This is a genomic window from Pseudomonas sp. Z4-20, from assembly GCF_051131955.1.
In the GTDB taxonomy this organism is placed as follows: domain Bacteria; phylum Pseudomonadota; class Gammaproteobacteria; order Pseudomonadales; family Pseudomonadaceae; genus Aquipseudomonas; species Aquipseudomonas marvdashtae.
Map to the genome: position 1 here is coordinate 331,049 of NZ_CP071641.1, position 19,609 is coordinate 350,657.

Consider the following 19,609-nt stretch of genomic DNA (forward strand, 5'->3'; position numbering starts at 1 on the left):
TCGTTCATGAGCGAAGACAGTGGCGAAAAGACCAAACAGGCGACACCGAAGAAAATCCGCGACGCGCGCAAAAAGGGTCAGGTCGGCCAAAGCCAGGACCTGAGCAGCCTGCTGGTGCTCACGGCAATCACCGAAGTGGCCTTGAGCCAGGCCGACAGCAGCATGCAGGCGCTGGGTGACATGGTCGCGTTCCCGCTGCACCGGTTGGATGTCGACTTCGTGCGAGCCTTCGAAGAAACCCTCGCCCATGCCGGCGGCGTGCTGCTCAATTTCACCCTGATGACCGTGGGGCTGGCGATCGCCACGCGCCTGATCGCCGGTTGGGTGCAGTTCGGCTTCCTGTTCGCGCCCGAGGCCCTGCAACCCGATCCGAACCGCTTGAACCCCTTGAACCAGGCCCAACAGATGTTCTCCGCCCAGGCGCTGATCCAATTGTTCATGGGGCTGGTCAAGGCCGTGTTCATTGCCAGCGTGCTGTATCTGGTGACCATGCCCGCCCTCGGGTCATTGATCAGCCTGGTCAATGGCGACCTGAACACGTATTGGCGCGGGTTGGCGAGCTTGTTCCGGCACATCATGCACATCTGCCTGGGCGTGTTGCTGGTGCTGGCGATTCTCGATTTCGGCTTGCAGAAATACTTCTTCGCCAAACGCCTGCGCATGAGCGAGGAAGAGGTGCGGAAAGAGTTCAAGGAGATGGAGGGCGACCCTCACGTCAAGATGCATCGCCGCAGCCTGGCCCGACAGTTGATCGACCAGCCCGCCGGTAAGGAAACCAAACCGGTGGAGGAGGCCGACATGCTGGTGGTCAATCCGACGCACTTTGCTGTCGCGCTGTTCTATCGACCTGAGGAGACACCGTTGCCGCAGCTGATTACCAAAGGTGTCGATGCCGATGCCCGTGCGTTGATCGAGCGGGCCAAGGCGGCGCGCGTCCCGGTCATCCAATGCATCTGGTTGGCGCGGACGATTTACCGGGAAGACGTTGGCGGCTATATCCCCCGGGAAACGCTCCAGGCGGTTGCGCACATCTACCGGGTATTGCGCGAGCTGGACGACGAGGCCAAGGATGACGTGATCGAAATTCCGGAACTGAACCTGCGCTGAGGCCGATGGAACCGGTGCGCACGGGTATGCCACTCAGGTAGTGAGCCGGGCTCGCCTGGGCGATGCCGGCTTGCCGACAGTATCCACCGCAAACATAGACTCGTGGAGATTCTCATGCCTGAACCCAATGCGTTATCCAGCGCCATAAGAGGCACGGGTGCCCTGCATGGCACCGAAGGCTTGCACCCATCGCGTTCACCCTCGTTGAGCCAGCAGTCTCGCGATGCGCAGCAGCGCACCGGCACTCAAAGCCTGCATGATCGAGGGCGCTCGTCCTCCGCGCCCCCTGCGGTGCACCAACGCGGCCGGACTCGTACAAGGGGCACGAACCGCACGGCCGCACCGCCTGACGATCGACCGCTGAACGACAGGCAAAGGTCCGATTCCGCTCCGGCACCTCGCACTCCCGATTCGTTCATGAGCGAGATGGAAAGCCGTCAAAAAGACCTTATGCAAAGGCAGTTCGATATGCAGATGCAGATGGAAGAGCGCCAGAGCGCCATGGTGCTCGTCAAAAGCTCCGCCGACATGACCAAGCTGATGAGCGATACGGTGACGGAGGTCACCAAGGGCTTCATGGACAGCGCAAGGAAAGTCATGCAGGAAGGAGGTGAAGCGATGAAGCTTCGGTAAGGCTCGCAATGACTTGGAAAACGATGGACCCGTGGCGAGGGAGCTTGCTCCCGCTGGGCTGCGCAGCAGACCTTTTTTGTGAGGGCTTCGCCCTCAAGCGGGAGCAAGCTCCCTCGCCACGTTTTTTCGCTGTCTAGCCCAGTCGGGTGCGGCTTGTGTTGAGCGAGGCCGGACGAGGGGCGCTCGGTGTGGCAGGCACCGCCAGGCGTCCACGAACTTCGCCGACCTGGGCGATGAAACCTACGATCCAATGGCAGAACTTCGCCTCATCGAGCAGCGACAACGGACAGTGGGCGCATAAACGAACGCTGCCCTTGTCGTCCAGGGCCAGCCAGCTGCCGCCGAGCAGATCCAATCGAAAGTTGAGCTCCAGCAAGCGTTTGTGCAGGCCAGGCGCATGGGCAGGTACGTCGATCGAACAATGGAGAATGGCGACGTCGCCGGGATCGGGCAGCTCGATGATCGCGGCTTCCCGGTTGCTCGCGTCATACAGTGCGCATACGCCACCTTCCAGTTGCAAGTCTGCATTCAGGTGTTGCGCGAGGGCATGGATCAGACGCTGGGCGAACGGTGTGACGGACATGGGAAACCTCCCTCAATAAGTTGCCGAATATTCATCAAGGTCTTCCAGGCCCAACAGCGACAACTGCCGGGACTGGATTTCATCGAGCAGTTGCGGTGATATCGATGATTCTGGCAACGCCTGCCAAACCACCAGCGCCCGCTGCGGATCCAGAAACAGGAACAGCTGCGCGTAGTCGCTCGGGTGGGCGAAGCGTCGTTCAAGGGCCCGTTGGACCTGATTCACGCCTATCACGTGGCTTTGTATCTGCAAGGCGAGCCCCACGCTGTGAGGTTCCCGGCGCAGACAGAACTCAATACCAGGGGCAATTTCCCAATACGTTGCGATGCCGGCGATGATGTTTTTCTGAAAAGCCTGGCGCGTGCTTACGCTGTGTACCGAAAAAGACATACCGTTCAGTTCTCCAATGGAACGACCGAATGGTCGAGCGGGTGTTCGGGGGAGCCCAGGCCGCCGCGCATGCCCGGCGACCACCAGATCACCAGTCGGCCGTTGTCCGGTTCGGCGCGGCTACAGGCATCGCCCTGGCAACCCCAGCGGCTTGCGCAGCCAGCGAACACCGGCAGACTCAGCAGTAAGACGAGCAGCATCAGCGTGCGCCTCATGGTGTGATCCTCGCACTGGTTTGCAAGAGAGAAGAGCGCCCACCGCCTGGCGTGCGCTTGGGTTGTTTCATGACCACGAACACTTCCGTTTCCTCGCCGGGCTCAAGCCACGCTTTTGGCCAGGCGGAGGCCGCCATGGTCCAGCGGCTGCTGCAGCTCGCCTCGTCGAAGCGCAGTCGATCCTGGCCATCGTTGCGCACCACGCCCACGGCAATGCCGTAGTCGGGACCGGCGAACCACTGCGCCCGTGAAGCGTCCAGCGATAAACCGGGCTGCAACGCACACAAGGTATCGGGCGAGTAAGGAATCGAGGCGGCTTGTTTGAACGTCGCCGGAATGTTGCCGTCGGCAAGTTGCGCAAGCACATCGCTGACTTCGATTCGACCGACGGGCCGAGTGCCGTTGCGACGTTCCTCCAGGCGCGCCATGGCGCCGTCCACTTGCTCTCGGTCAAGGGCAGAGATGTAGCGGGCCGGGTCGACCTGGTCGCCGATCAGGCGGGGCGTCAGAATGAACACCCGTTCACGGCGGCTGGTTTCGCGCGTGGTCGAGGAAAACAGCAGCGGCCCGACCAGTGGGATACGCCCCAACCATGGCACCCGCTCAAGATTGTCGCCGGTTTCCTCGGTATGAAAGCCGCCCACCACCAACGAGCGGCTTTCCCCCATCACCGCCTGCGTGCTGACAACCCCTCGCCGCACGCTCGGCGTTTGTTGGCCAACCTCCGAGGGTTCGATGCGGCCGTCTTCGATGTCGAGGAACATCTGGATCTGGTTGCGGCCGCCGGTCTCGATGGCATGGGGCACGACCTGCAAGCTGGTGCCCGCCGTAATGGGCTCGACAGTGGCCACACGCTCGCCAATGGCGGAGATGTACTCGGTCCGGCTGAAATCAATGACTGCCGGTTGGTTTTCCAGGGTCAATACCGATGGGTTCGCCACCACCGAGGCCAGGCCGCGACCTTCCAGGGCGCGCAATTGCGCGGAAAAATCGCCGTAGTCTTGAATGAACACGGTCGAGCTGGCGCCGGGTCGAATCATCGAGGCGCCGCCGATCAGGTCGCCGCTTTCGACGTTCCAGTTCGAGGCCAGTTCGGCCAGTTGGGTGCGGTCGATGTCGAGGATGATTGCATCGATCTCCACCAGTTTGCGCGGCACGTCCACATCCCGAATCAGCGGTGTATAGATCTCCCGCCGCTTGGGTGAGTCGTAGATGAGCACCGCGTTATTGCGCACGTCGGCCTCGACCCGGATCCTGCCGCGGCCGCCGGAACTTGTGTTGCCGCCGGGCTGCACGCGGTGGGTGTTCGGGCGGCCCATGCCGTTCAACGCCAACTGCTCGATGTTGCCCATGCTCATGGACTGATGGGCCTGCATGTTCTGGAACGCCGCTTGGGGGGAGGTCGCCTGCATCCCTCCGGAAACGGCGCTGCGGCTTTCCAGCAGGCCTTTGAGGATGGTCGCGACCCCGGGAATCACCAGCGTATCGCCCCGGTATTTGACGCTGCGGTCGGCGGCGGTGGCGTAGCGCAGCGGGAAACTGATCACTTCCTGCTTCTCTTCAGGTGTCTTGCGTGCTTCGGCAAACTGCGCCACCAGGCGCACGTAGCGTTCCGGGCCGGACACCAGTACGACGCCTTCGTCGGGCAGCTCACCCCAACCGAAACGCGGGTCCAGCAGGCCGATGTCGATCAAGGCTTGCTTCATGTCCGGTGCCGCGTCGGCGGACACTTCCAGGCGCTTGGAGTCCTGGTTCTGCAACGGACTGACGTACAAGGAGTTGCCATACATGAACCACTGGAAGCGATTTTCCAGGCCGAGCCGATCGAGGAACGCCTGGGGACTTTCAGCCCGCATCCGACCGTCGACGGTGCCTTTCACGGTCCCGTCGAGTACCAGTTGCACGCCGAATGTGTTGGCAAAGTCGCCAAGCACCTTGGGCAGGGCAGTATTCTGGGCGTCGTAGGCGTAAGGCGTGTTCTTCCAGTCGGTCGGCACCGCAGCCTCCACCGGCATGCCCGCACCAAGTGCGCCGGCCAATACCAGCGCGAGCAACGAAGACTTCGTCCAGCGCCGCGCGACCGAAGAGCTGCCCGCGGGCATCGAGCGGTAGGGTGCAAGCCACCTGTTAGGCATGACGGATTCCTGTTCCGAGCGGATGAAAATGCGCCGGGCGTCGAGCCCCGGCACGTGGGTCTTTGTTGAACATCGATTGCCAGGTGTCGCGCTGATTGAGCAGTGCTTCCAGCACGTCGAACAGGTCGTCGACGTGTGCATCCGGCGCCAATTGCGCCAACAGCCATAACCGGCCGTCCTGCGCCGAGCGGGCCAGTGCTCCAGGAAATCGCGAGAGGCTTGGGTGCGCCAGCCGAAGCACGTTTTCCAAGGATGCTTCTTTCGCTTGTGCTGCCATCAGTTCGACCGACACCAGCAGGCCGCCGTCGAGCTTGTTGAAAACTGCTTCGCCATCGTCGACGACAACCGCGAAGTGCTCCGGGCCGTCGGCGCTGGCGCTCCAGCGGGCAAGCTGTGTGCGCAGCTCATGGCATTGCATCGATGATCGCCTTGGCGAGGTTGTGGTGGGCGCTGGTTTGTTGAGTGGTCGCGTTCACCGCGACCGACATGCCGTTCATGCTGGTGAAGAATGAATGCATATCGTCGAGCGATTGGCTTTCCGCGGCGTTGATCGCCGCGTTGTTGACGTTATCGGTCGCGCGCTGGAAATAAGTGTCGAGACGGCGCTGCAAGGCATCGATAGAAGACATGGTCGGTTCCTCCGAGTGGGCGTATTCACCGGATGAGTGGTGATTACGCCGGCGGCGGTTCCGCGTAAAAGAAAGGAAAAAAGCCAGTCGCGGTGACGGTTGAATCCTCAGGCACGCCACGGGTTCTGCGTTGTTGGCTCACCGCTGCGGTTCAGGCAGGCGCAATGCCTCGACAGCCGTGGCCCAATCGACCAGGAACGTGCCGCCCGGCGTTTCCAACTTCAGCTGGTGCGCCTCCATGCGGGCGTCTGCAACCGTCGTCCAGGGACGCTCGCCCGATGAACCCAGGCTTTGGGTCAGTTTCGCCAAATCATCGGGATGACAGCGAAGGGTCGCGGCGACCGCATCATCCTGACACGAGGCAAGCTGACGCACGAGCGCATCGATGCGCGCCTGCTCCGGCACATCCTCCAACAACATCTCCAGGGCTTCGTTGACCAACAGTGCCGCGCTGCTTTCGATCCGCGCCCACATGGCCAGGCGCTGGGCTTCCCAGGCCGCGAGCACGGTTTCGGCTTTCTCCCAGAACTGTGCTTGAGCCTGGAGCACTGCGGCGTCCGCTTCTTCGGCGGCCTGCTCAAGCAGTTGCGCGGCTTGTGCCTGGGCCCGTTCGAGAGCGGTTTGCGCACGGCCGCAGTCGACCAGGGTTTCTTGAGCGATATAGGGCTGCAGAAGGCCTTGGCCATCGGGGCGCAGTTCAAGCGAACGCCGAGCGAACATCGTGCGTCTCCGTTTGGGTGGTCAGCGGTGCCGCCAGGCTTTGCTCGGCTTTCCAGCACGCGGATTGCCAGAGCGTGTCGAGTTTGGCGGCGGGTGGTTGTGGCGCGGGCAGCGATTCGAGGGCAAGGATTCTTTCGCGTGGAAAAACCAGGCGCGCCCGCTCCCAGGTTCGTTCGTCCAGCCAGGCGCGCAACAGCGCAAGCGGATCCTGGCCTTGCTCGAGCCAGTGGCCGGGACGCAACGCTTTAGCGGTGCGCTCGCACCACGCGCGGTCCTGCGCCGAAAGCGCACCCGTTGCCGTTACCGGTGAGCATGTGTTTGCCACCAGTTGGCAGGCAAGGGCCAAGGGCCGAGGCGTGCCGCAGAGCAGCGATTGCACCGCCGACCTGGGTTGTGGCGCAGTGCAAGGCGTTATGCCGAAGCCGCGCGCGAGCGCGGCATGCTGCCCGCGGGCCAGGGCGTCGATGTGTTGCGCGGTCAGCAGGCCGAGCGCCGGTGGATACCAGTCACGGTCGGCTTCTCTCCAGGCATGGCTCCACCAGCGAACCCAATCAAGCGCAACGGTCATGCGGCGGTCCCGCTGCGGTCAGGCTTGGAGCCGGGACTGTTGACTGCGAACAGTGACGGCGAGGTAGTGCCCTGGGGTGAAGCGGCGGCTGCAGTCTTGCGGTCGAGAAATCGCGGCAGCACCAACACGCCGTTGCGCCATAACCTGTACAGGCCATACAAGACGCCCATCAGCAGGGCGAGCAAGGTGATGCCGGCCGCCACGGTCACCCCCCGCCAGTAGCCGATCTCGTCGGCCTGCATGAGGAAGGGTCCGAAGTAGGCCATCTTGCGTCGTTCCTGATACGCGGCGGCGGGAACGAATACCACCGATAACTTGGCGGCGTTCTGCGCCGCGTCGGCCATGCCCGGAATCCCGCTGGCGACCAGGTTGCGTACCCGTGGCGTGATGCTGTCGGGATCAAGAGCGCTGGTGTGCTTGATGAATACCGAGGCCGAGGCGGGTTGGACCGGCTCACCGGGTGCGACCCGTTCCGGCAGGACCACATGAACCCTGGCGAGCACCACGCCATCGACTTGTGACAGCGTCGATTCGAGTTCCTGAGACAGCGCGTAGATGTAGCGGGCGCGCTCTTCCATGGGTGTGGAGATCACCCCTTCCTTGCGGAAAATCTCTCCCAGGCTGGAACGTGATCGCCGCGGCAGTCCGGCCGCTTCCAGCACTTGCACGGCGCTGTTCATGTCGGCCGGCTCGACCAGCACGGTCAGTCCGTCCTTGTCGACCTGCTTGCTGGCCTCAACGTTCTTGTCCGCCAGTTCCGCGATCACTTCATTGGCATCCTGTTCGGAAAGATGGCTGTGCAACGCCGTTCTCTCGTCGCATCCGGCGAGCAGCAGGCACAACACTAAAGGTGAGAATGCGCGCATGAACATGACCGGCTTCCCTTTACTGGAGATTGGTGAGTTTCTCGATGGCCTGGGAGCCCTTGCTGACGATCTTCGCGGTCATCAGGCTCTCCAGGTGGAAGGACGACAGCGACCGGTTCGACTGCAACATGTCTTGCGGATCGGCGGTGCGGATGGCCTTGAGCATGTCGCGGTTGGCGCGATCGTCCAGGCGCTGCAACTCGCCGGAGCGGCTGGACAGCGAATCAATGATCCTCGCCGCGACGTTGTTTTCGCTGTTGGGGACTGGGGGTTTTTCATGCATTTGCGCGTTGAACCAGCTGACATCGCTGGTCTCTGCGCCCGCTTGCGGCCGCGCGCTGGGCTTGGTGGCGGTGGAAGCAACGCTGGTGGTGTCGATGGCTTGGACGGTCATGGATTTTCTCCAATTCTCAGGGTGGACTTCAGGCGTACATCAGTTTCAAGACGTTGCGAGCGCTACCGGTGACGCTCAGGTGAAACTCGATTTCTTCCCGGCTGCGTCGACCACGACGCAGCATCGGGGCATGCTGGCCGGCCAGGCGAGCCAGGGCGAGGTCCAGTTCTTCCAGGGCGAGTTGGAACAGCCGCGTCTCGCGAGCGTCAAGCCATGCGCCACAGGCAATACGTTCGGTCCATGTCCATGTTTGTGCATCGAGGCTCGTCGGTGGGGGATATCGCGCCGGGTGTTGATCCATGAAGCCTGCGACCTCGAACAACAGGTCCAGGTCGTCTTGCTCATAACGCGCCTGGCCTTCGTCTTCGTCGATGTCCAGCAGTGTCAGTAGCTTCCTGCGCCCCAGGACCGCGATGATCTTGAGCAACAGCGGCAGGCTCGTGTCCTGACGACCCCGTTGCCTGGCCCGGTCGCTTTCAATTTCCCAGGCGCCAAACAGTGCGCCGCAAAACGGGTTGTTGGCGTTACCGAAGTCGCTCTGGCTATCGACGTCGTTATCACCGAGGGATTGTCGGCGATGGGCGAGCATCTGGGCCAGGTCGTTGAACAGGTCTTCGTTGGAATAGGCATCATCGATATCCACGTCGAGCGTGGAGCCGGTACCGCCGTTGATCTCTTCAAGAATGTCTTCGAGTACCAGGTGCAGAGGGGCTTCGGTCTCTGCCGTCAGTCTGTCCTGTGGGCTCGGCAAGCCCGGTCTGGAGTGTCCGCCCGCTGGCCCCTGTTCACTCGCCCATTGCACGAGCGACTCGCGCAGCCGGTTGCTCGCGCCATGCAGCGTCAGGTGCTCAGCGACCAGGTTCGCCAGGCCGACCGAGTTCGAGGCGGGGCGCAGCGTCGAGTCGTCGCTGGGCCGGTCCCTGGGAATATGAGGATTATCTGGCGAATGGATTTGCATAGGGCCTCCTCTCATCGCACCTCAGGTTCCCCGCCGGAGCGGGGCTGGAGCGAGAGGGTCAGAATCGTATGTTTTTCGACGCCTCCCCCATGGCGGTGATGGCCTTGGTCGCGCTGTCCATCGACTCCGCCGAGATTGCATTCATGGTGTCGGCGACCAGTTTTTTCTGGTCGAATTGGGATTTCATGGTCGTCATCGCCGCCGACGTGGCGTCCATCTGCTGCATGGCAGCCATGGAGGCGGCGAGAGAAGCTCCACCAAAACTCATAGTCGTATCTCCGGATTGTGGATTGGCGAGACGATCGTGAACGTCTCGCCGATTGAGTGGCGACCGCTGCGAAAACGGTTCCACCGATCCACTCAGCTTGTCGATATATGCAGGCACTTCATCCGGTAATACAGCGTGCGACGGGCGATACCCAGCTCGGCGATGACTTTATCGATGCAGTGATGGTGACGGCGCATGCAGTCCTCGATGAGGATCTTTTCGAACTGCTGCAGATGTTCTTTGAGCTTGAGCGTCGAGCTGCTGTGTTCCAGTTGCTCGGCACGGGGCAACGCCGGCAAGCCGAGCACGTAGCGCTTGGCGGCCGATTGCAGCTCGCGGATGTTTCCAGGCCAGGCGTAGCCGAGCAGCTGGCGCAAAAGCGCCGGCGACGGTGCGACATAGGGCCGGTCAAGTGCCAGGGCCTCACGGCGCACCAGGGACTGGAACAGCGGCACGATGCGTTCCTTGCGGCTGCGCAACGGCGGCAATTTGAGGCTGATAATGTTCAAGCGAAAATAGAGGTCCCGGCGAAACTCGCCACGCTCGACCATTTCCGCCAACGGGCTTTGGGCCGAGGCGATGACCCGCATGTCGACCCGAATGTTCTGGGTCGAACCCAGCCGCTGGACGGTGCGTGACTCCAGGACACGCAGCAGCTTGGCTTGCAGCCCCAACGGCATGCTGTCGATTTCATCCAGGTACAGCGTGCCGTTGTGCGCAGCCTCGACGAACCCAGCGCGGTTCTGGCTGGCGCCGGTAAACGCCCCGGTATTGGCGCCGAATAGCTGGCTCTCCGCCAGGGATTCGGGGATGGCGGCGCAATTGATGGCAACGAATTTTCCGGGACGGCCGGACATGCGGTGGATCTTTTCCGCCAGCGTATCCTTGCCGGTGCCGGTCTCGCCGCGCAACAGCACATCGACCCCGAGCGGGGCCACGCACTGGGCAAACGCCTCAAGGTTGAGAGCATCCTCTTTGTTGGGGGTGGAAAGTGCAGCGCATAGCAACTTTTGCATCACTGACGATTCCATTTTTTGTTTGGTTTAGGAGGGTCGACAAGTAAAACGATGAAAAGGCGTGTACAACTTCCTCGCTATATATAGCGCCGCCGCGCAACCGCATTGGAAAAGAACATGTGCTGTACGAGGTTTAGAGAAGCGTTTAAAGAAAAGTTCACGTTGCGGCGGCGCTTATTAAACGATTCAGCTCCCGGGCCAGAACGCCTCGAAAACCTCTGCGCGACCCGGCTGGCTTGAGGGTTGACGGCGAAAACGGGACGCGTCGGTCAGCTTTTGAAAAATTGGATCCGACAAACGGTTCAGCGAGGGCCCCTGCTTTGAGCAAGAACTCTAGAAGAGAGCATCTACTCCAACTTCTTGCGCGGAGGAGGGGCAGGCTTTCAAAATACGTATCGTAGTTGGTTAGATCAATTAACTGTCGGCCATGAACAATAACAGCCCACCGCCAGCGTATGGGTCGCATTAACTTCCCGGTCAACACTTAGTGCTTCGAGAATCGGTTCGATAAAGCTGTTGCTCGAGTTGCAAGTCAGGCCTTCGCTGTAAGGACCGAAATACGCCAGCTTGCCGCTGCGGTCCCAGATCGCCACGGCGGGGCTGGCGGGGATTTGTGCCGAACCTGGCAACGCCGTCAGGGTTTTGAGATTGTTCAGGGTGGCGGGCAATTGGCCTTGGCTGCCGGGTTTTTGCACCGCATAGAACTCGACACCTTGCGGTGCATATTTATCGACCAGTTCGGAAAGGTGCTGCTGGTTGCCGACATTGCACGGACAAGCCGGATCCCAGAAGTGCACCAAGCGGATCGCGCCCGGGCCGGCCAGGTCGGCGGGCAGGCGCAGGGGGTCTCCGGAAAACACCGCCGTGTGTTGGCTGAATGTGCGTAGGAAACGACCCTGGAACCAGTCGTAGGCGAACCACAGCGTGACGGCGCACCCGAGTGCGAGGAGGCAGGCAAGCAAGGTCTTGCGGTGGGACGAACGCATGGAGTCGATCCTCTGAAGCGGCGTAGCTTGCCATGCCTGGCGCGACAGATGAATATCGCAGGCTCATAAAGCCTGTTTCGCGCGATGCGCCTTTGCCTGGAATATTAATGCCTGCCTTTTTCGACCCCGATGACCTGCGCGCCAGCCTGCAACCACTGGCGCAGTGGCAGCCGCTGTCTGCGCAAGCGCAGGCCTACCAGCAATTCTATGCACTCGATTTCCCGACACGCACGTTGCGCAAGGGCCTGGGCCGTTTCGAAATTGCAGGATATGAACTGGTCGGCCAAATCTGGAAGCCGGAAAGAGCCGTGGCGACAATGTTCATCTTCCATGGCTACTACGATCACATGGGGCTGTACCGGCACCTGATCGAATGGGCGCTGGAGCAACAATTCGCGGTTATTGCCTGCGACCTGCCGGGCCATGGCTTGTCCAGCGGTGAACGCGCCAGCATAGGTGACTTTGCCGATTACCAGGCGACGATGCAGGGCCTGCTGGCCGAAGCCGGGACGTTGGAGTTACCGCAGCCGTGGCACCTGTGCGGACAAAGCACCGGCGGCGCGATTGTAGTGGATCATGTGCTCAATCATGGCGCGGACAGCCCGGCCCAGGGCCAGGTCATTCTGCTGTCGCCGCTGGTTCGGCCTCGAGCCTGGGGATGGTCGCGCCTCAGTTATTATCTACTTAAACCGTTCGTGAGCGGCATCGCCCGGCGCTTCAGCGAAAATTCCACCGACCCGGATTTCCTGCCGTTCCTGCAAGCGGACCCGCTGCAACCGCTGCGCCTGCCTACCGCGTGGGTCGGGGCGCTGGCGCAATGGATCAAGCGTATCGAGGTGGCGCCGAGCAGCCCGCGTCAGCCCTTGATCGTGCAAGGGCAGGCGGACATGACGGTGGATTGGCGACATAACCTGCAAGTGCTGCGCGGCAAATTCGACCGGCCGCAGGTCTTGATGTTGCCTGAAGGGCGGCATCACCTGGCAAATGAAACGCTGGCGATGCGCGAAGAGATGTTCGGGTTTTTGACCCAGCGGATGAGTGGGATCCGGCGAAGCTGAGGTTCTACTGCCCCAGGCTTTGCCCCACCGCCAAGCCCGCCCGAATCGCCTCCAGGGCGGCTTTGTAATAAGCCTGGCCCTCGGCCGATTCGGCGAAAGTGGCGAACTCTTCCAGCTCGGTATCCGTCAGGTCGCGGTAGACGTACAACAGCGTGTTGTTCAGGTCCGTACCGATCTGATCCATCAGGCGCTGACGCTGGCCGTTCAGCATGCCTTGGGCCTGGCCGCCGCCTAACAGACCGGGGATCATCGAACTCAGGCTGTCGGCCGCCACGCCGGCGATCGCCAGGCTGACCTCGGCGCCGGCTTCGCGGGCGGGCAGGGCCTGGGCCAGGTGACCGATGATCAACAGGCGGTTGTCGCTGGCTTGCATCTTCGGCAGGCCCTTGGCGTTCTTCGCCAATTGGTCGCGGCGGGTGGCCAGTAGCTCGGCTGCGATGATTTTACGGCCCAGCGGCGATTGAAAGAAGGTCAAGGCGGGTGTCGGGTCGGCGAGATTCTTGCGCAATTGCGCTTCGGCGCGCTGGTCCATGGCCTGGGGCGCAAAACGCTGGTTGCTGTTATTGACCAGCGCCTGGAATACCGCCGGCGGCAGGCTGCTCTGGTAGCGCTGCTGGGTGGCACTCAAGGCGTCATTGAAATGCGCCCGTTGTTCCGGCCAGCCGGCGACCTTGTACAACTGGTCGTAGCTGTCTGCCCAGGCGGGCAACACGCAGAACATCAACAGTGAGAAAAGCAAACGGCGCATAGGGACTCCTGTCAGCAGCCGACTATTCTCCGTGGGGGGCGGGAACTTGTCGAGAATTCGTATCAAGTTCGTACGGCGGTGCTACTTTGGCCGGCCGACCTGCTGCGCGGCGCTGTCGGTTTTTCAGGCGCCGGAATACTATGCGCACCATGCAAATACCTTCTGATCATCCGTTGCTGTTACGTATCGTCGACGACCTGGCCGAGCGCGGTTGGTCGCAGCAGAATATCTTCCTGCCCGATGCGCTGACGCGCGCCCTGGCGACCGAGTGCCGCCAGCGCGCCGCCGAGGGCGAACTGGCTCCAGCCGCCGTTGGGCGCGGGCCGTTTTCGCAGATCCGTGAAGGCATTCGGGGTGATCGCATCCAATGGATCGAGCCCGGCCAGGTGCAAGCCTGCGATCGTTACCTGGCGCTGATGGACAGCCTGCGCGAGGCCTTGAACCGTGGGCTGTTCCTGGGCCTGGAGGATTTTGAAAGCCACTTCGCCCTGTATCCGCCCGGCGCTTTCTATCTCAAGCATGTCGACCGCTTTCGTGATGACGATCGGCGCATGGTCTCGGCGGTGCTCTACCTGAACGACGCCTGGCTGCCGGAGCATGGCGGCCAGTTGCGCATGTACCTGGACGAAGGCGCGGCCCACGATGTGGTGCCCACGGGCGGATGCCTGGTGGTGTTTCTATCGGGGGAGATTCCCCATGAAGTGCTGCCGGCCACACGGGATCGGCTGTCCTTGACCGGTTGGTTCCGACGCCGCGGCAACGAGTTGTTCTGAACATGGAAAAGATTCTCGTCAGCCGCTGCCTGCTCGGCCACCGCGTGCGCTACGACGGTGGCGCCAGTGGTCTATTCGACCGGCTCCAGCAATGGCTCGACGAAGGCCGGGTCGTGCCGCTGTGCCCGGAAGTCGCCGGCGGCTTGCCCACGCCTCGGGCGGCGGCGGAGATTCTTGGCGGACAGGGCGCGCAGGTGCTTGATGGCGATGCGGCGGTGATCACCACGGCGGGCGAGAACGTGAGCGAGCAGTTCCTGTCGGGCGCGTATCAGGCGTTGGACCTTGTGCGGGAACACCACATACGAATCGCGGTGCTTAAAGCCAACAGTCCATCCTGCGGAAATCTGCTGACCTATGACGGGACGTTCAGCGGCGTGAAGGTGCGTGGAGAAGGCGTGACGGCGGCGCTGCTCAAGCGCAATGGCATCCGGGTGTTCAGCGAGTTGGAACTGGCTGAAGCGGCGTTGGCGCTCGATGCGTTGAGCAAAGCGTAAAGGCGCACACGACCGCTCTTCGTGGCGAGGGAGCAAGCTCCCTCGCCACGGGGGTTGTGTTGTCTATAACTGCTCGGCTAGGAGCTCGATCTGCTCCTGCCGTTCAGCCTGGCTCAATTTTGGCTGGGGGTTGAGCGACGACCACTGCGGGTACGCCCGCGCCTTGCCCAGCGCTTCGGGCAGCTTGCCTTCGCGCCAGGTCTTGTCCTGGGGCGCGTCGATGCGGATGCTGTCCATCGCCGCGTGGCCGCGGTGATTGATCGCTTGCAGCAGTTGCCGCTGACGCAGGGCTAATAGTCGCAGTACGTTGTCATCCACCGTCAACTCCCGCTGGCCCTTGAGCTTGCCCATCAACCGGTTGCCATAGCTGCGGGCCGTTTGCAGCGCGCCGCCGGCAATGGCCCCGGCCAGGGCGGCGGCGCCAAGGGTCAGGCCGCCCACCAGCAAGTCCACGCCAGCGCCCGCCGCCGCGCCCGCCGCGATCCCGCCACCGACCCGTACGCCCAACTGCTTGAGTGTGTCGGGATTGAATAGATCATCACCCCAGCGGCCGTCCAGCAGCGGTAAATCGCTGGCGGCTGCATCTTGCGGGCGGAAGGCATAGAGCTTGAGCAAGGCCTCGACGCAGCGCTGCTCCCGCTGACGCACGGCGTTGCGCAACTGACCGATGGCCTCGCGCTCCAGGTCGGCTTCGCTGGCGACGCTGCGTCGGCAGGCGGCGCAGTCGATCAGCAGTTCGGCGATCAATCGCTTTGCGCTCTGCTGGCGAGCCAGGCGCTGGGCCTGTTGATCGACGATCAGGCGCTCCAAGGATTCGCGAGCGCTTTCCAGCAGCAGCGCGAGGCTTTCATAGAGCCGGCGTTCGCCGTCCTCGGGCGGGGCGACGCTGTCGAAGCGTACCAGCGCATGCAGGCCCAACCGTGCCAGGGCTTCGCGCCAGTCGGGTTCGCGATGGTGGGCGCTGCTGACGAAATTGAGCACTGGCAGCAACGGTTTCCCGCAACTGGCGAGCACTTCCAATTCATCTCGGTATTTGGCCAGCACCGGCTCCCGTGCATCGATTACGTAGAGCCCGGCATCGCTGGCGAGCAGTTGCCGCAGCACCTTGGCTTCCTGCTCGAAGCGCTGCCGCGCCTCGCTGCCCTCAAGGAAGCGCGCCAGGCGTGCCGGACCGTCCAGGCGTTCACCCGGCCGCTCCAGGCGTTCGAGATAATCGAGCAGGGCAATGGCGTCTTCCAGCCCGGGCGTGTCGTACAACTCCAACAGCGCTTGGCCGTCCACTGACAAGCGAGCCCCTTCGACGTGCCGGGTCGTGCTCGGCCGATGAGAGACCTCGCCGAAGCCGACGTCTCGCGTCAAGGTGCGCAGCAGGGACGTCTTGCCGACATTGGTGTGGCCGACCACGGCAAGTTTCAATGGCTTGATGGAGTCAGTCATGGCCGGTCTCCAACCAGTTCAACGGCGCACAGTCGGCGAACGGCAGTTGCAATTGTTGCAGCGCGTTGTGCCAGTCACCCAGGCGCTCGCCATCCAGCGCTTCGCCAGTCGGCGCCTGCAACAGCCAGACGCGGGTGGCGCTGGCGCTGCGCGCCAGTTCGGCGATCAACGCCAGGCTGCCACGGTCTGGCGAGCGCCGGGGATCGCAGGCAATCGCCAGGCGCGCGGGAGGAAAGCGTGACAGTTGTTCGAGGAGTTTGTGGCGAGACTCGCGGCTGTCGAGAATGCCGGCGTTCTTCACCGAGTCGGGCAGCTTCGGCGGCCAGGGGCGTTCGTCCAGCTCGATGGCCACCAGTAATGCGCCGTTACTCTCCATCGCATCGACTGTGCGCTCGACCTGATGCAACTGCGCGGGCGCGGCGTCATTGACCCCCAGGCGTTCGCTGCTGGGCATCAGGCGCTCGCGCAACTGAGCGTAGCCCGGCAGGTTCAGGTCCAGGCGCAGCCCGGCGCGACCACGGCGCCAGCGCCACAGGCACAGCAGGGCCAGGCACAGGCGCGGCAGCACACCGTAGACCAGCAGTGCGCCGACCAGCCACGCAGCCCAGGCCTGGCGAGCGCTCTCGATGTTCAACGCGGCGTCGCCACTGGCGCGGATCATCTCGACGGTCGGCACGCTGAACCCAAGCAGCGCAGGCAGCGCCCCAAGGGCCTGGGTCAGGACGACGAAGGTTTCGCCACCGAGAAGGGTGGTTTCCCAGACGAAGCCGTAACGCCGGGTCGCCATCAACATCAAGACGATTACCATTGCGCTGAGCATGGCCAGCAACCACAAACCGTTGACCAATACACCGAGGACCCAGCGATTGAGCTTGTGCCGTTGCAGCAACAGCAGGAGGGCCGGTGCCAGTTGGGCAGCCTTGGCGTCGCGGGCGAGTTTTTCGCTGAGCCACAGCCACAGGCGTCCCAGCGTGGCGCCTTGCTCGCCGGCGAAGATCAGGCCCAGCGCCCAGCCGATGAGCAGCAGCAGGTTCAGCCCCAGCAGACTGCCGAGGGCCCAGAATACGTTGACCGGCGCGCGTCCATCGCCAAGGGCTGCGAACCCCAGGCCGGCGCCGCTGAGCGTGGCGAGCACCGCCAGCACCACTAGCGCCAGGCGCGCGCCTTGCAGCCAGTGGCGCATGGCTTGGGTGAGGCCATCGCGTTCGGCCAGCGAGCGGGCGCGGTGGCGGATACGGGTGGACAGATCGCCTCCCGCCGCGCGGGCCAGGCGATTGGCTTCCTGGTCCTCAAGCGGGCCGGCGTGTTCTTCACGCAGGCGTACCGTCTCGGTCAACCAGAGGTTTTGCAGTTCAGTCACGAGGGCTTCCGTTGCTCGAATGAGGAATCAGCATAACCGCTGTGGCGCCTGTCCGGGCCTCTGGTATTCTCGCCATCATGAAAAAAACTCTTCCCTTAAGCCTGATCGCAGCCCTCGGTGAAAACCGGGTGATCGGCATCGACAACAGCATGCCCTGGCATTTGCCGGGGGATTTCAAATACTTCAAGGCCACCACCTTGGGCAAGCCGATCATCATGGGACGCAAGACCTGGGATTCCCTCGGCCGACCGTTGCCGGGGCGCTTGAACATCGTAGTCAGCCGCCAGCCGGGCCTCGTGCTCGAAGGCGCGCAGGTGTTTTCTTCGCTGGAAGCCGCGGTGGAACGGGCCGAGGTGTGGGCGTTGGAGCAGGGCGCCGATGAGCTGATGCTGATCGGCGGCGCCCAGCTTTATGCCCAGGCGCTGGATCAGGCGGATCGGTTGTACCTGACCCGCGTTGCGCTGAGCCCGGAAGGGGACGCATGGTTTCCGGAGTTCGATCCGAGCCAGTGGAGACTGGTCTCGAACCAGCCGAACCCGGCTGAAGGGGACAAGCCGGCCTATAGCTTTGAAGTGTGGGAGAAGCGTTGAGTCAGGCGTAGACCTTAGATCGTTCCCACGCTCTGCGTGGGAACGATCAATCTCCGGTGCCGCCGCTCAAGCGTGCACCAGCTCTGCATGTTCGTCAGCTTCCAGCAGTACCTTATCGGTCTGCTGCATCACCTGGCTGGTAATCGCCCCGGCGGTGATCGAACCGCTGACGTTCAACGCCGTGCGGCCCATATCGATCAGCGGCTCGACCGAAATCAGCAGCGCCACCAGCGCGACCGGCAAGCCCATGGCCGGCAGCACGATCAGCGCGGCGAACGTCGCGCCGCCACCGACGCCGGCCACCCCGGCCGAACTCAAGGTCACGATGGCCACCAGCGTCGCGATCCACACCGGGTCCAGTGGGTTGATACCTACAGTCGGCGCGACCATCACCGCCAGCATCGCCGGATAAAGCCCGGCGCAACCGTTCTGGCCGATGGTGGCGCCGAACGAGGCGCTGAAGCTGGCAATCGCCCGGGGTATGCCGAGGCGGCTGGTCTGGGCCTCGATGCTCAACGGGATGGTGGCGGCGCTGGAGCGGCTGGTAAAGGCGAAGGTCAGCACCGGCCAGATCTTGCGGAAGAAGCGCAACGGGTTGATCCCGGCAGCGGACACCAGCAAGCCATGGACCACGAACATCAACCCCAGTCCCAGATACGAGACCACAACGAAGCTGCCAAGCTTAATGATGTCCTGCAGGTTGGAACCGGCCACCACTTTAGTCATCAGTGCCAGCACGCCGTACGGGGTCAGCTTCATCACCAGACGCACCAGGCGCGTCACCCAGCTCTGCAAGGTGTCGATGGCGTTGATCACTTTCTGGCCTTTCTCGGCGTCATCCTTGAGCAGTTGCAACGCCGCGACACCGAGGAACGCTGCGAAAATCACCACGCTGATGATCGACGTCGGCTTGGCCCGCGCCAGGTCGGCAAAGGGATTTTGCGGAATGAACGAAAGCAACAGTTGCGGGATATTCAGGTCGGCGACCTTGCCGGCGTAATCGCTCTGGATCACTTGCAGGCGCGCCAGTTCCTGGGTGCCGGCCACCAGGCCTTCGGCGGTGAGGCCGAACAGGTTGGTCAGGCCGATGCCGATCAGCGCGGCGATGGCGGTGGTGAACAGCAGCGTGCCAATGGTCAGGAAGCTGATCTTGCCCAGGGACGAGGCGTTATGCAGGCGGGCCACGGCGCTGAGGATCGAGGCGAAGACCAGCGGGATCACGATCATTTGCAGCAATTGCACGTACCCGTTGCCCACCAGGTCGAACCAGCCGATCGAAGCCTTGAGCACCGGGTTGCCGGCGCCATAGATCGTATGTAGAGCGATACCGAACACCACGCCCAATACCAGCGCCAGCAACACTTTCTTGGCCAGGCTCCAAGTGCGGTGACGGGTTTGTGCCAGGCCGAACAGTAACGCGAGAAACACCAGCAGGTTGAGTATCAGCGGCAGATTCATCAAAAGAGACTCCGATAAGACGTGCCAGTCGCCCGAAGCCGCGACTGTGAGCCGGGAAGCCTAACAGCTTGATATCTAATGATTTAATACTAAAAAGGCATGTTGATTGTCGTTTATGGAATAAGGACTTGGCGTTTGCGGGTATGCCACTGGCGTTATCAGGACGCAAGTGGTCGCGGCTGGGCGAGGACTGTCATACGCATTTGTTAGCGTCGAGCTCTTT

24 protein-coding genes are annotated in these 19,609 nt (G+C 62.6%); 6 read left to right on the forward strand and 18 right to left on the reverse strand.

What is annotated here, in order from left to right; all coding sequences use genetic code 11:
* Positions 1-6 precede the first annotated feature (6 nt).
* Positions 7-1,107, forward strand: a complete 1,101-nt coding sequence (sctU, locus tag J3P82_RS01600) for a type III secretion system export apparatus subunit SctU (RefSeq protein ID WP_434560186.1) — start codon at positions 7-9, stop codon at positions 1,105-1,107.
* A gap of 417 nt (positions 1,108-1,524) precedes the next feature.
* Positions 1,525-1,740, forward strand: a complete 216-nt coding sequence (locus J3P82_RS01605; RefSeq protein ID WP_434560188.1) for a hypothetical protein — start codon at positions 1,525-1,527, stop codon at positions 1,738-1,740.
* Positions 1,741-1,873: 133 nt separating this feature from the next.
* Here the strand turns inward: J3P82_RS01605 and J3P82_RS01610 are convergent, their stop codons facing one another.
* The 14 genes from J3P82_RS01610 to J3P82_RS01675 form a co-directional block, all read right to left on the reverse strand.
* Positions 1,874-2,323 carry a type III secretion system chaperone gene (locus J3P82_RS01610; protein WP_434560190.1) on the reverse strand — a complete coding sequence of 150 codons (450 nt, stop codon included), beginning with the start codon at positions 2,321-2,323 and terminating at the stop codon, positions 1,874-1,876.
* Between the two features lie 12 nt (positions 2,324-2,335).
* A complete protein-coding gene (locus tag J3P82_RS01615; RefSeq protein ID WP_434560192.1) occupies positions 2,336-2,713 on the reverse strand; it encodes a hypothetical protein in 378 nt (125 codons plus the stop codon).
* 5 nt (positions 2,714-2,718) lie between these two features.
* Positions 2,719-2,913, reverse strand: a complete 195-nt coding sequence (gene hrpT, locus J3P82_RS01620) for an HrpT family type III secretion system protein (RefSeq protein WP_434560194.1) — start codon at positions 2,911-2,913, stop codon at positions 2,719-2,721.
* An 11-nt stretch (positions 2,914-2,924) separates the two neighbouring features.
* Positions 2,925-5,063: a type III secretion system outer membrane ring subunit SctC gene (gene sctC, locus J3P82_RS01625; protein WP_434560196.1), complete on the reverse strand. Its 2,139-nt coding sequence runs from the start codon at positions 5,061-5,063 to the stop codon at positions 2,925-2,927.
* Positions 5,056-5,481 carry a type III secretion system chaperone gene (locus J3P82_RS01630; RefSeq protein WP_434560198.1) on the reverse strand — a complete coding sequence of 142 codons (426 nt, stop codon included), beginning with the start codon at positions 5,479-5,481 and terminating at the stop codon, positions 5,056-5,058. Before J3P82_RS01630 ends, sctC begins: the two co-directional genes overlap by 8 nt.
* Positions 5,468-5,692 (reverse strand): serine kinase, encoded by a 225-nt coding sequence (locus J3P82_RS01635; RefSeq protein WP_434560200.1) that lies wholly within the window; start codon positions 5,690-5,692, stop codon positions 5,468-5,470. Before J3P82_RS01635 ends, J3P82_RS01630 begins: the two co-directional genes overlap by 14 nt.
* A gap of 138 nt (positions 5,693-5,830) precedes the next feature.
* On the reverse strand, positions 5,831-6,412 hold the full coding sequence (sctL, locus tag J3P82_RS01640; protein ID WP_434560202.1) for a type III secretion system stator protein SctL: 582 nt from the start codon (positions 6,410-6,412) through the stop codon (positions 5,831-5,833).
* Positions 6,390-6,980 carry a hypothetical protein gene (locus J3P82_RS01645; RefSeq protein WP_434560204.1) on the reverse strand — a complete coding sequence of 197 codons (591 nt, stop codon included), beginning with the start codon at positions 6,978-6,980 and terminating at the stop codon, positions 6,390-6,392. Before J3P82_RS01645 ends, sctL begins: the two co-directional genes overlap by 23 nt.
* On the reverse strand, positions 6,977-7,852 hold the full coding sequence (gene sctJ / locus J3P82_RS01650; RefSeq protein ID WP_434560206.1) for a type III secretion system inner membrane ring lipoprotein SctJ: 876 nt from the start codon (positions 7,850-7,852) through the stop codon (positions 6,977-6,979). Before sctJ ends, J3P82_RS01645 begins: the two co-directional genes overlap by 4 nt.
* Before the next feature lie 13 nt (positions 7,853-7,865).
* Positions 7,866-8,240 (reverse strand): type III secretion system inner rod subunit SctI, encoded by a 375-nt coding sequence (gene sctI, locus J3P82_RS01655; RefSeq protein ID WP_434560208.1) that lies wholly within the window; start codon positions 8,238-8,240, stop codon positions 7,866-7,868.
* A 28-nt stretch (positions 8,241-8,268) separates the two neighbouring features.
* On the reverse strand, positions 8,269-9,198 hold the full coding sequence (locus tag J3P82_RS01660; RefSeq protein ID WP_434560210.1) for a type III secretion protein: 930 nt from the start codon (positions 9,196-9,198) through the stop codon (positions 8,269-8,271).
* A gap of 58 nt (positions 9,199-9,256) precedes the next feature.
* Positions 9,257-9,466 (reverse strand): hypothetical protein, encoded by a 210-nt coding sequence (locus J3P82_RS01665; RefSeq protein ID WP_030138390.1) that lies wholly within the window; start codon positions 9,464-9,466, stop codon positions 9,257-9,259.
* Between the two features lie 92 nt (positions 9,467-9,558).
* A complete protein-coding gene (locus J3P82_RS01670) occupies positions 9,559-10,482 on the reverse strand; it encodes a sigma 54-interacting transcriptional regulator (RefSeq protein WP_434560212.1) in 924 nt (307 codons plus the stop codon).
* A 410-nt stretch (positions 10,483-10,892) separates the two neighbouring features.
* The gene (locus J3P82_RS01675; RefSeq protein WP_434560214.1) at positions 10,893-11,468 is read right to left on the reverse strand and encodes a DUF6436 domain-containing protein; all 576 of its coding nucleotides are present in this window, start codon (positions 11,466-11,468) and stop codon (positions 10,893-10,895) included.
* A gap of 107 nt (positions 11,469-11,575) precedes the next feature.
* On the opposite strand from J3P82_RS01675, the gene J3P82_RS01680 reads away from it, so the two are divergent.
* On the forward strand, positions 11,576-12,526 hold the full coding sequence (locus J3P82_RS01680) for an alpha/beta hydrolase (RefSeq protein ID WP_434560216.1): 951 nt from the start codon (positions 11,576-11,578) through the stop codon (positions 12,524-12,526).
* A 4-nt stretch (positions 12,527-12,530) separates the two neighbouring features.
* Here the strand turns inward: J3P82_RS01680 and J3P82_RS01685 are convergent, their stop codons facing one another.
* A complete protein-coding gene (locus tag J3P82_RS01685) occupies positions 12,531-13,274 on the reverse strand; it encodes a DUF2059 domain-containing protein (RefSeq protein ID WP_434560218.1) in 744 nt (247 codons plus the stop codon).
* Between the two features lie 140 nt (positions 13,275-13,414).
* On the opposite strand from J3P82_RS01685, the gene J3P82_RS01690 reads away from it, so the two are divergent.
* Positions 13,415-14,047 (forward strand): 2OG-Fe(II) oxygenase, encoded by a 633-nt coding sequence (locus tag J3P82_RS01690; protein ID WP_434560220.1) that lies wholly within the window; start codon positions 13,415-13,417, stop codon positions 14,045-14,047.
* Between the two features lie 2 nt (positions 14,048-14,049).
* Positions 14,050-14,541: a DUF523 domain-containing protein gene (locus J3P82_RS01695; protein ID WP_434560222.1), complete on the forward strand. Its 492-nt coding sequence runs from the start codon at positions 14,050-14,052 to the stop codon at positions 14,539-14,541.
* Between the two features lie 63 nt (positions 14,542-14,604).
* On the opposite strand, the gene J3P82_RS01700 is transcribed toward J3P82_RS01695, so the two are convergent.
* Together J3P82_RS01700 and J3P82_RS01705 are read right to left on the reverse strand one after the other, a co-directional pair.
* The gene (locus J3P82_RS01700; protein ID WP_434560224.1) at positions 14,605-15,978 is read right to left on the reverse strand and encodes a GTPase/DUF3482 domain-containing protein; all 1,374 of its coding nucleotides are present in this window, start codon (positions 15,976-15,978) and stop codon (positions 14,605-14,607) included.
* Positions 15,971-17,338: a DUF2868 domain-containing protein gene (locus tag J3P82_RS01705; RefSeq protein WP_434560226.1), complete on the reverse strand. Its 1,368-nt coding sequence runs from the start codon at positions 17,336-17,338 to the stop codon at positions 15,971-15,973. Before J3P82_RS01705 ends, J3P82_RS01700 begins: the two co-directional genes overlap by 8 nt.
* Before the next feature lie 77 nt (positions 17,339-17,415).
* Here J3P82_RS01705 and J3P82_RS01710 point away from each other — a divergent pair, with 77 nt between their 5' ends.
* Positions 17,416-17,928, forward strand: coding sequence for a dihydrofolate reductase (locus J3P82_RS01710; protein WP_434560228.1), 513 nt, complete (start codon positions 17,416-17,418; stop codon positions 17,926-17,928).
* A gap of 66 nt (positions 17,929-17,994) precedes the next feature.
* Here the strand turns inward: J3P82_RS01710 and J3P82_RS01715 are convergent, their stop codons facing one another.
* The gene (locus J3P82_RS01715; protein WP_434560230.1) at positions 17,995-19,386 is read right to left on the reverse strand and encodes an L-cystine transporter; all 1,392 of its coding nucleotides are present in this window, start codon (positions 19,384-19,386) and stop codon (positions 17,995-17,997) included.
* Positions 19,387-19,609 lie beyond the last annotated feature (223 nt).

Bases quoted from the DNA above. Each gene is read 5' to 3' on its own strand.
- sctC (WP_434560196.1), bottom strand. From the start codon at position 5,063: ATGCCTAACAGGTGGCTTGCACCCTACCGCTCGATGCCCGCGGGCAGC.
- sctI (WP_434560208.1), bottom strand. From the start codon at position 8,240: ATGACCGTCCAAGCCATCGACACCACCAGCGTTGCTTCCACCGCCACC.
- J3P82_RS01700 (WP_434560224.1), bottom strand. From the start codon at position 15,978: ATGACTGACTCCATCAAGCCATTGAAACTTGCCGTGGTCGGCCACACC.
- J3P82_RS01675 (WP_434560214.1), bottom strand. From the start codon at position 11,468: ATGCGTTCGTCCCACCGCAAGACCTTGCTTGCCTGCCTCCTCGCACTC.
- J3P82_RS01695 (WP_434560222.1), top strand. From the start codon at position 14,050: ATGGAAAAGATTCTCGTCAGCCGCTGCCTGCTCGGCCACCGCGTGCGC.
- sctJ (WP_434560206.1), bottom strand. From the start codon at position 7,852: ATGTTCATGCGCGCATTCTCACCTTTAGTGTTGTGCCTGCTGCTCGCC.
- J3P82_RS01685 (WP_434560218.1), bottom strand. From the start codon at position 13,274: ATGCGCCGTTTGCTTTTCTCACTGTTGATGTTCTGCGTGTTGCCCGCC.
- J3P82_RS01605 (WP_434560188.1), top strand. From the start codon at position 1,525: ATGAGCGAGATGGAAAGCCGTCAAAAAGACCTTATGCAAAGGCAGTTC.
- J3P82_RS01710 (WP_434560228.1), top strand. From the start codon at position 17,416: ATGAAAAAAACTCTTCCCTTAAGCCTGATCGCAGCCCTCGGTGAAAAC.
- J3P82_RS01610 (WP_434560190.1), bottom strand. From the start codon at position 2,323: ATGTCCGTCACACCGTTCGCCCAGCGTCTGATCCATGCCCTCGCGCAA.
- J3P82_RS01660 (WP_434560210.1), bottom strand. From the start codon at position 9,198: ATGCAAATCCATTCGCCAGATAATCCTCATATTCCCAGGGACCGGCCC.
- J3P82_RS01635 (WP_434560200.1), bottom strand. From the start codon at position 5,692: ATGTCTTCTATCGATGCCTTGCAGCGCCGTCTCGACACTTATTTCCAG.
- J3P82_RS01690 (WP_434560220.1), top strand. From the start codon at position 13,415: ATGCGCACCATGCAAATACCTTCTGATCATCCGTTGCTGTTACGTATC.
- J3P82_RS01615 (WP_434560192.1), bottom strand. From the start codon at position 2,713: ATGTCTTTTTCGGTACACAGCGTAAGCACGCGCCAGGCTTTTCAGAAA.
- sctU (WP_434560186.1), top strand. From the start codon at position 7: ATGAGCGAAGACAGTGGCGAAAAGACCAAACAGGCGACACCGAAGAAA.
- J3P82_RS01670 (WP_434560212.1), bottom strand. From the start codon at position 10,482: ATGCAAAAGTTGCTATGCGCTGCACTTTCCACCCCCAACAAAGAGGAT.
- J3P82_RS01645 (WP_434560204.1), bottom strand. From the start codon at position 6,980: ATGACCGTTGCGCTTGATTGGGTTCGCTGGTGGAGCCATGCCTGGAGA.
- J3P82_RS01680 (WP_434560216.1), top strand. From the start codon at position 11,576: ATGCCTGCCTTTTTCGACCCCGATGACCTGCGCGCCAGCCTGCAACCA.
- J3P82_RS01630 (WP_434560198.1), bottom strand. From the start codon at position 5,481: ATGCAATGCCATGAGCTGCGCACACAGCTTGCCCGCTGGAGCGCCAGC.
- sctL (WP_434560202.1), bottom strand. From the start codon at position 6,412: ATGTTCGCTCGGCGTTCGCTTGAACTGCGCCCCGATGGCCAAGGCCTT.
- hrpT (WP_434560194.1), bottom strand. From the start codon at position 2,913: ATGCTGCTCGTCTTACTGCTGAGTCTGCCGGTGTTCGCTGGCTGCGCA.
- J3P82_RS01665 (WP_030138390.1), bottom strand. From the start codon at position 9,466: ATGAGTTTTGGTGGAGCTTCTCTCGCCGCCTCCATGGCTGCCATGCAG.
- J3P82_RS01715 (WP_434560230.1), bottom strand. From the start codon at position 19,386: ATGAATCTGCCGCTGATACTCAACCTGCTGGTGTTTCTCGCGTTACTG.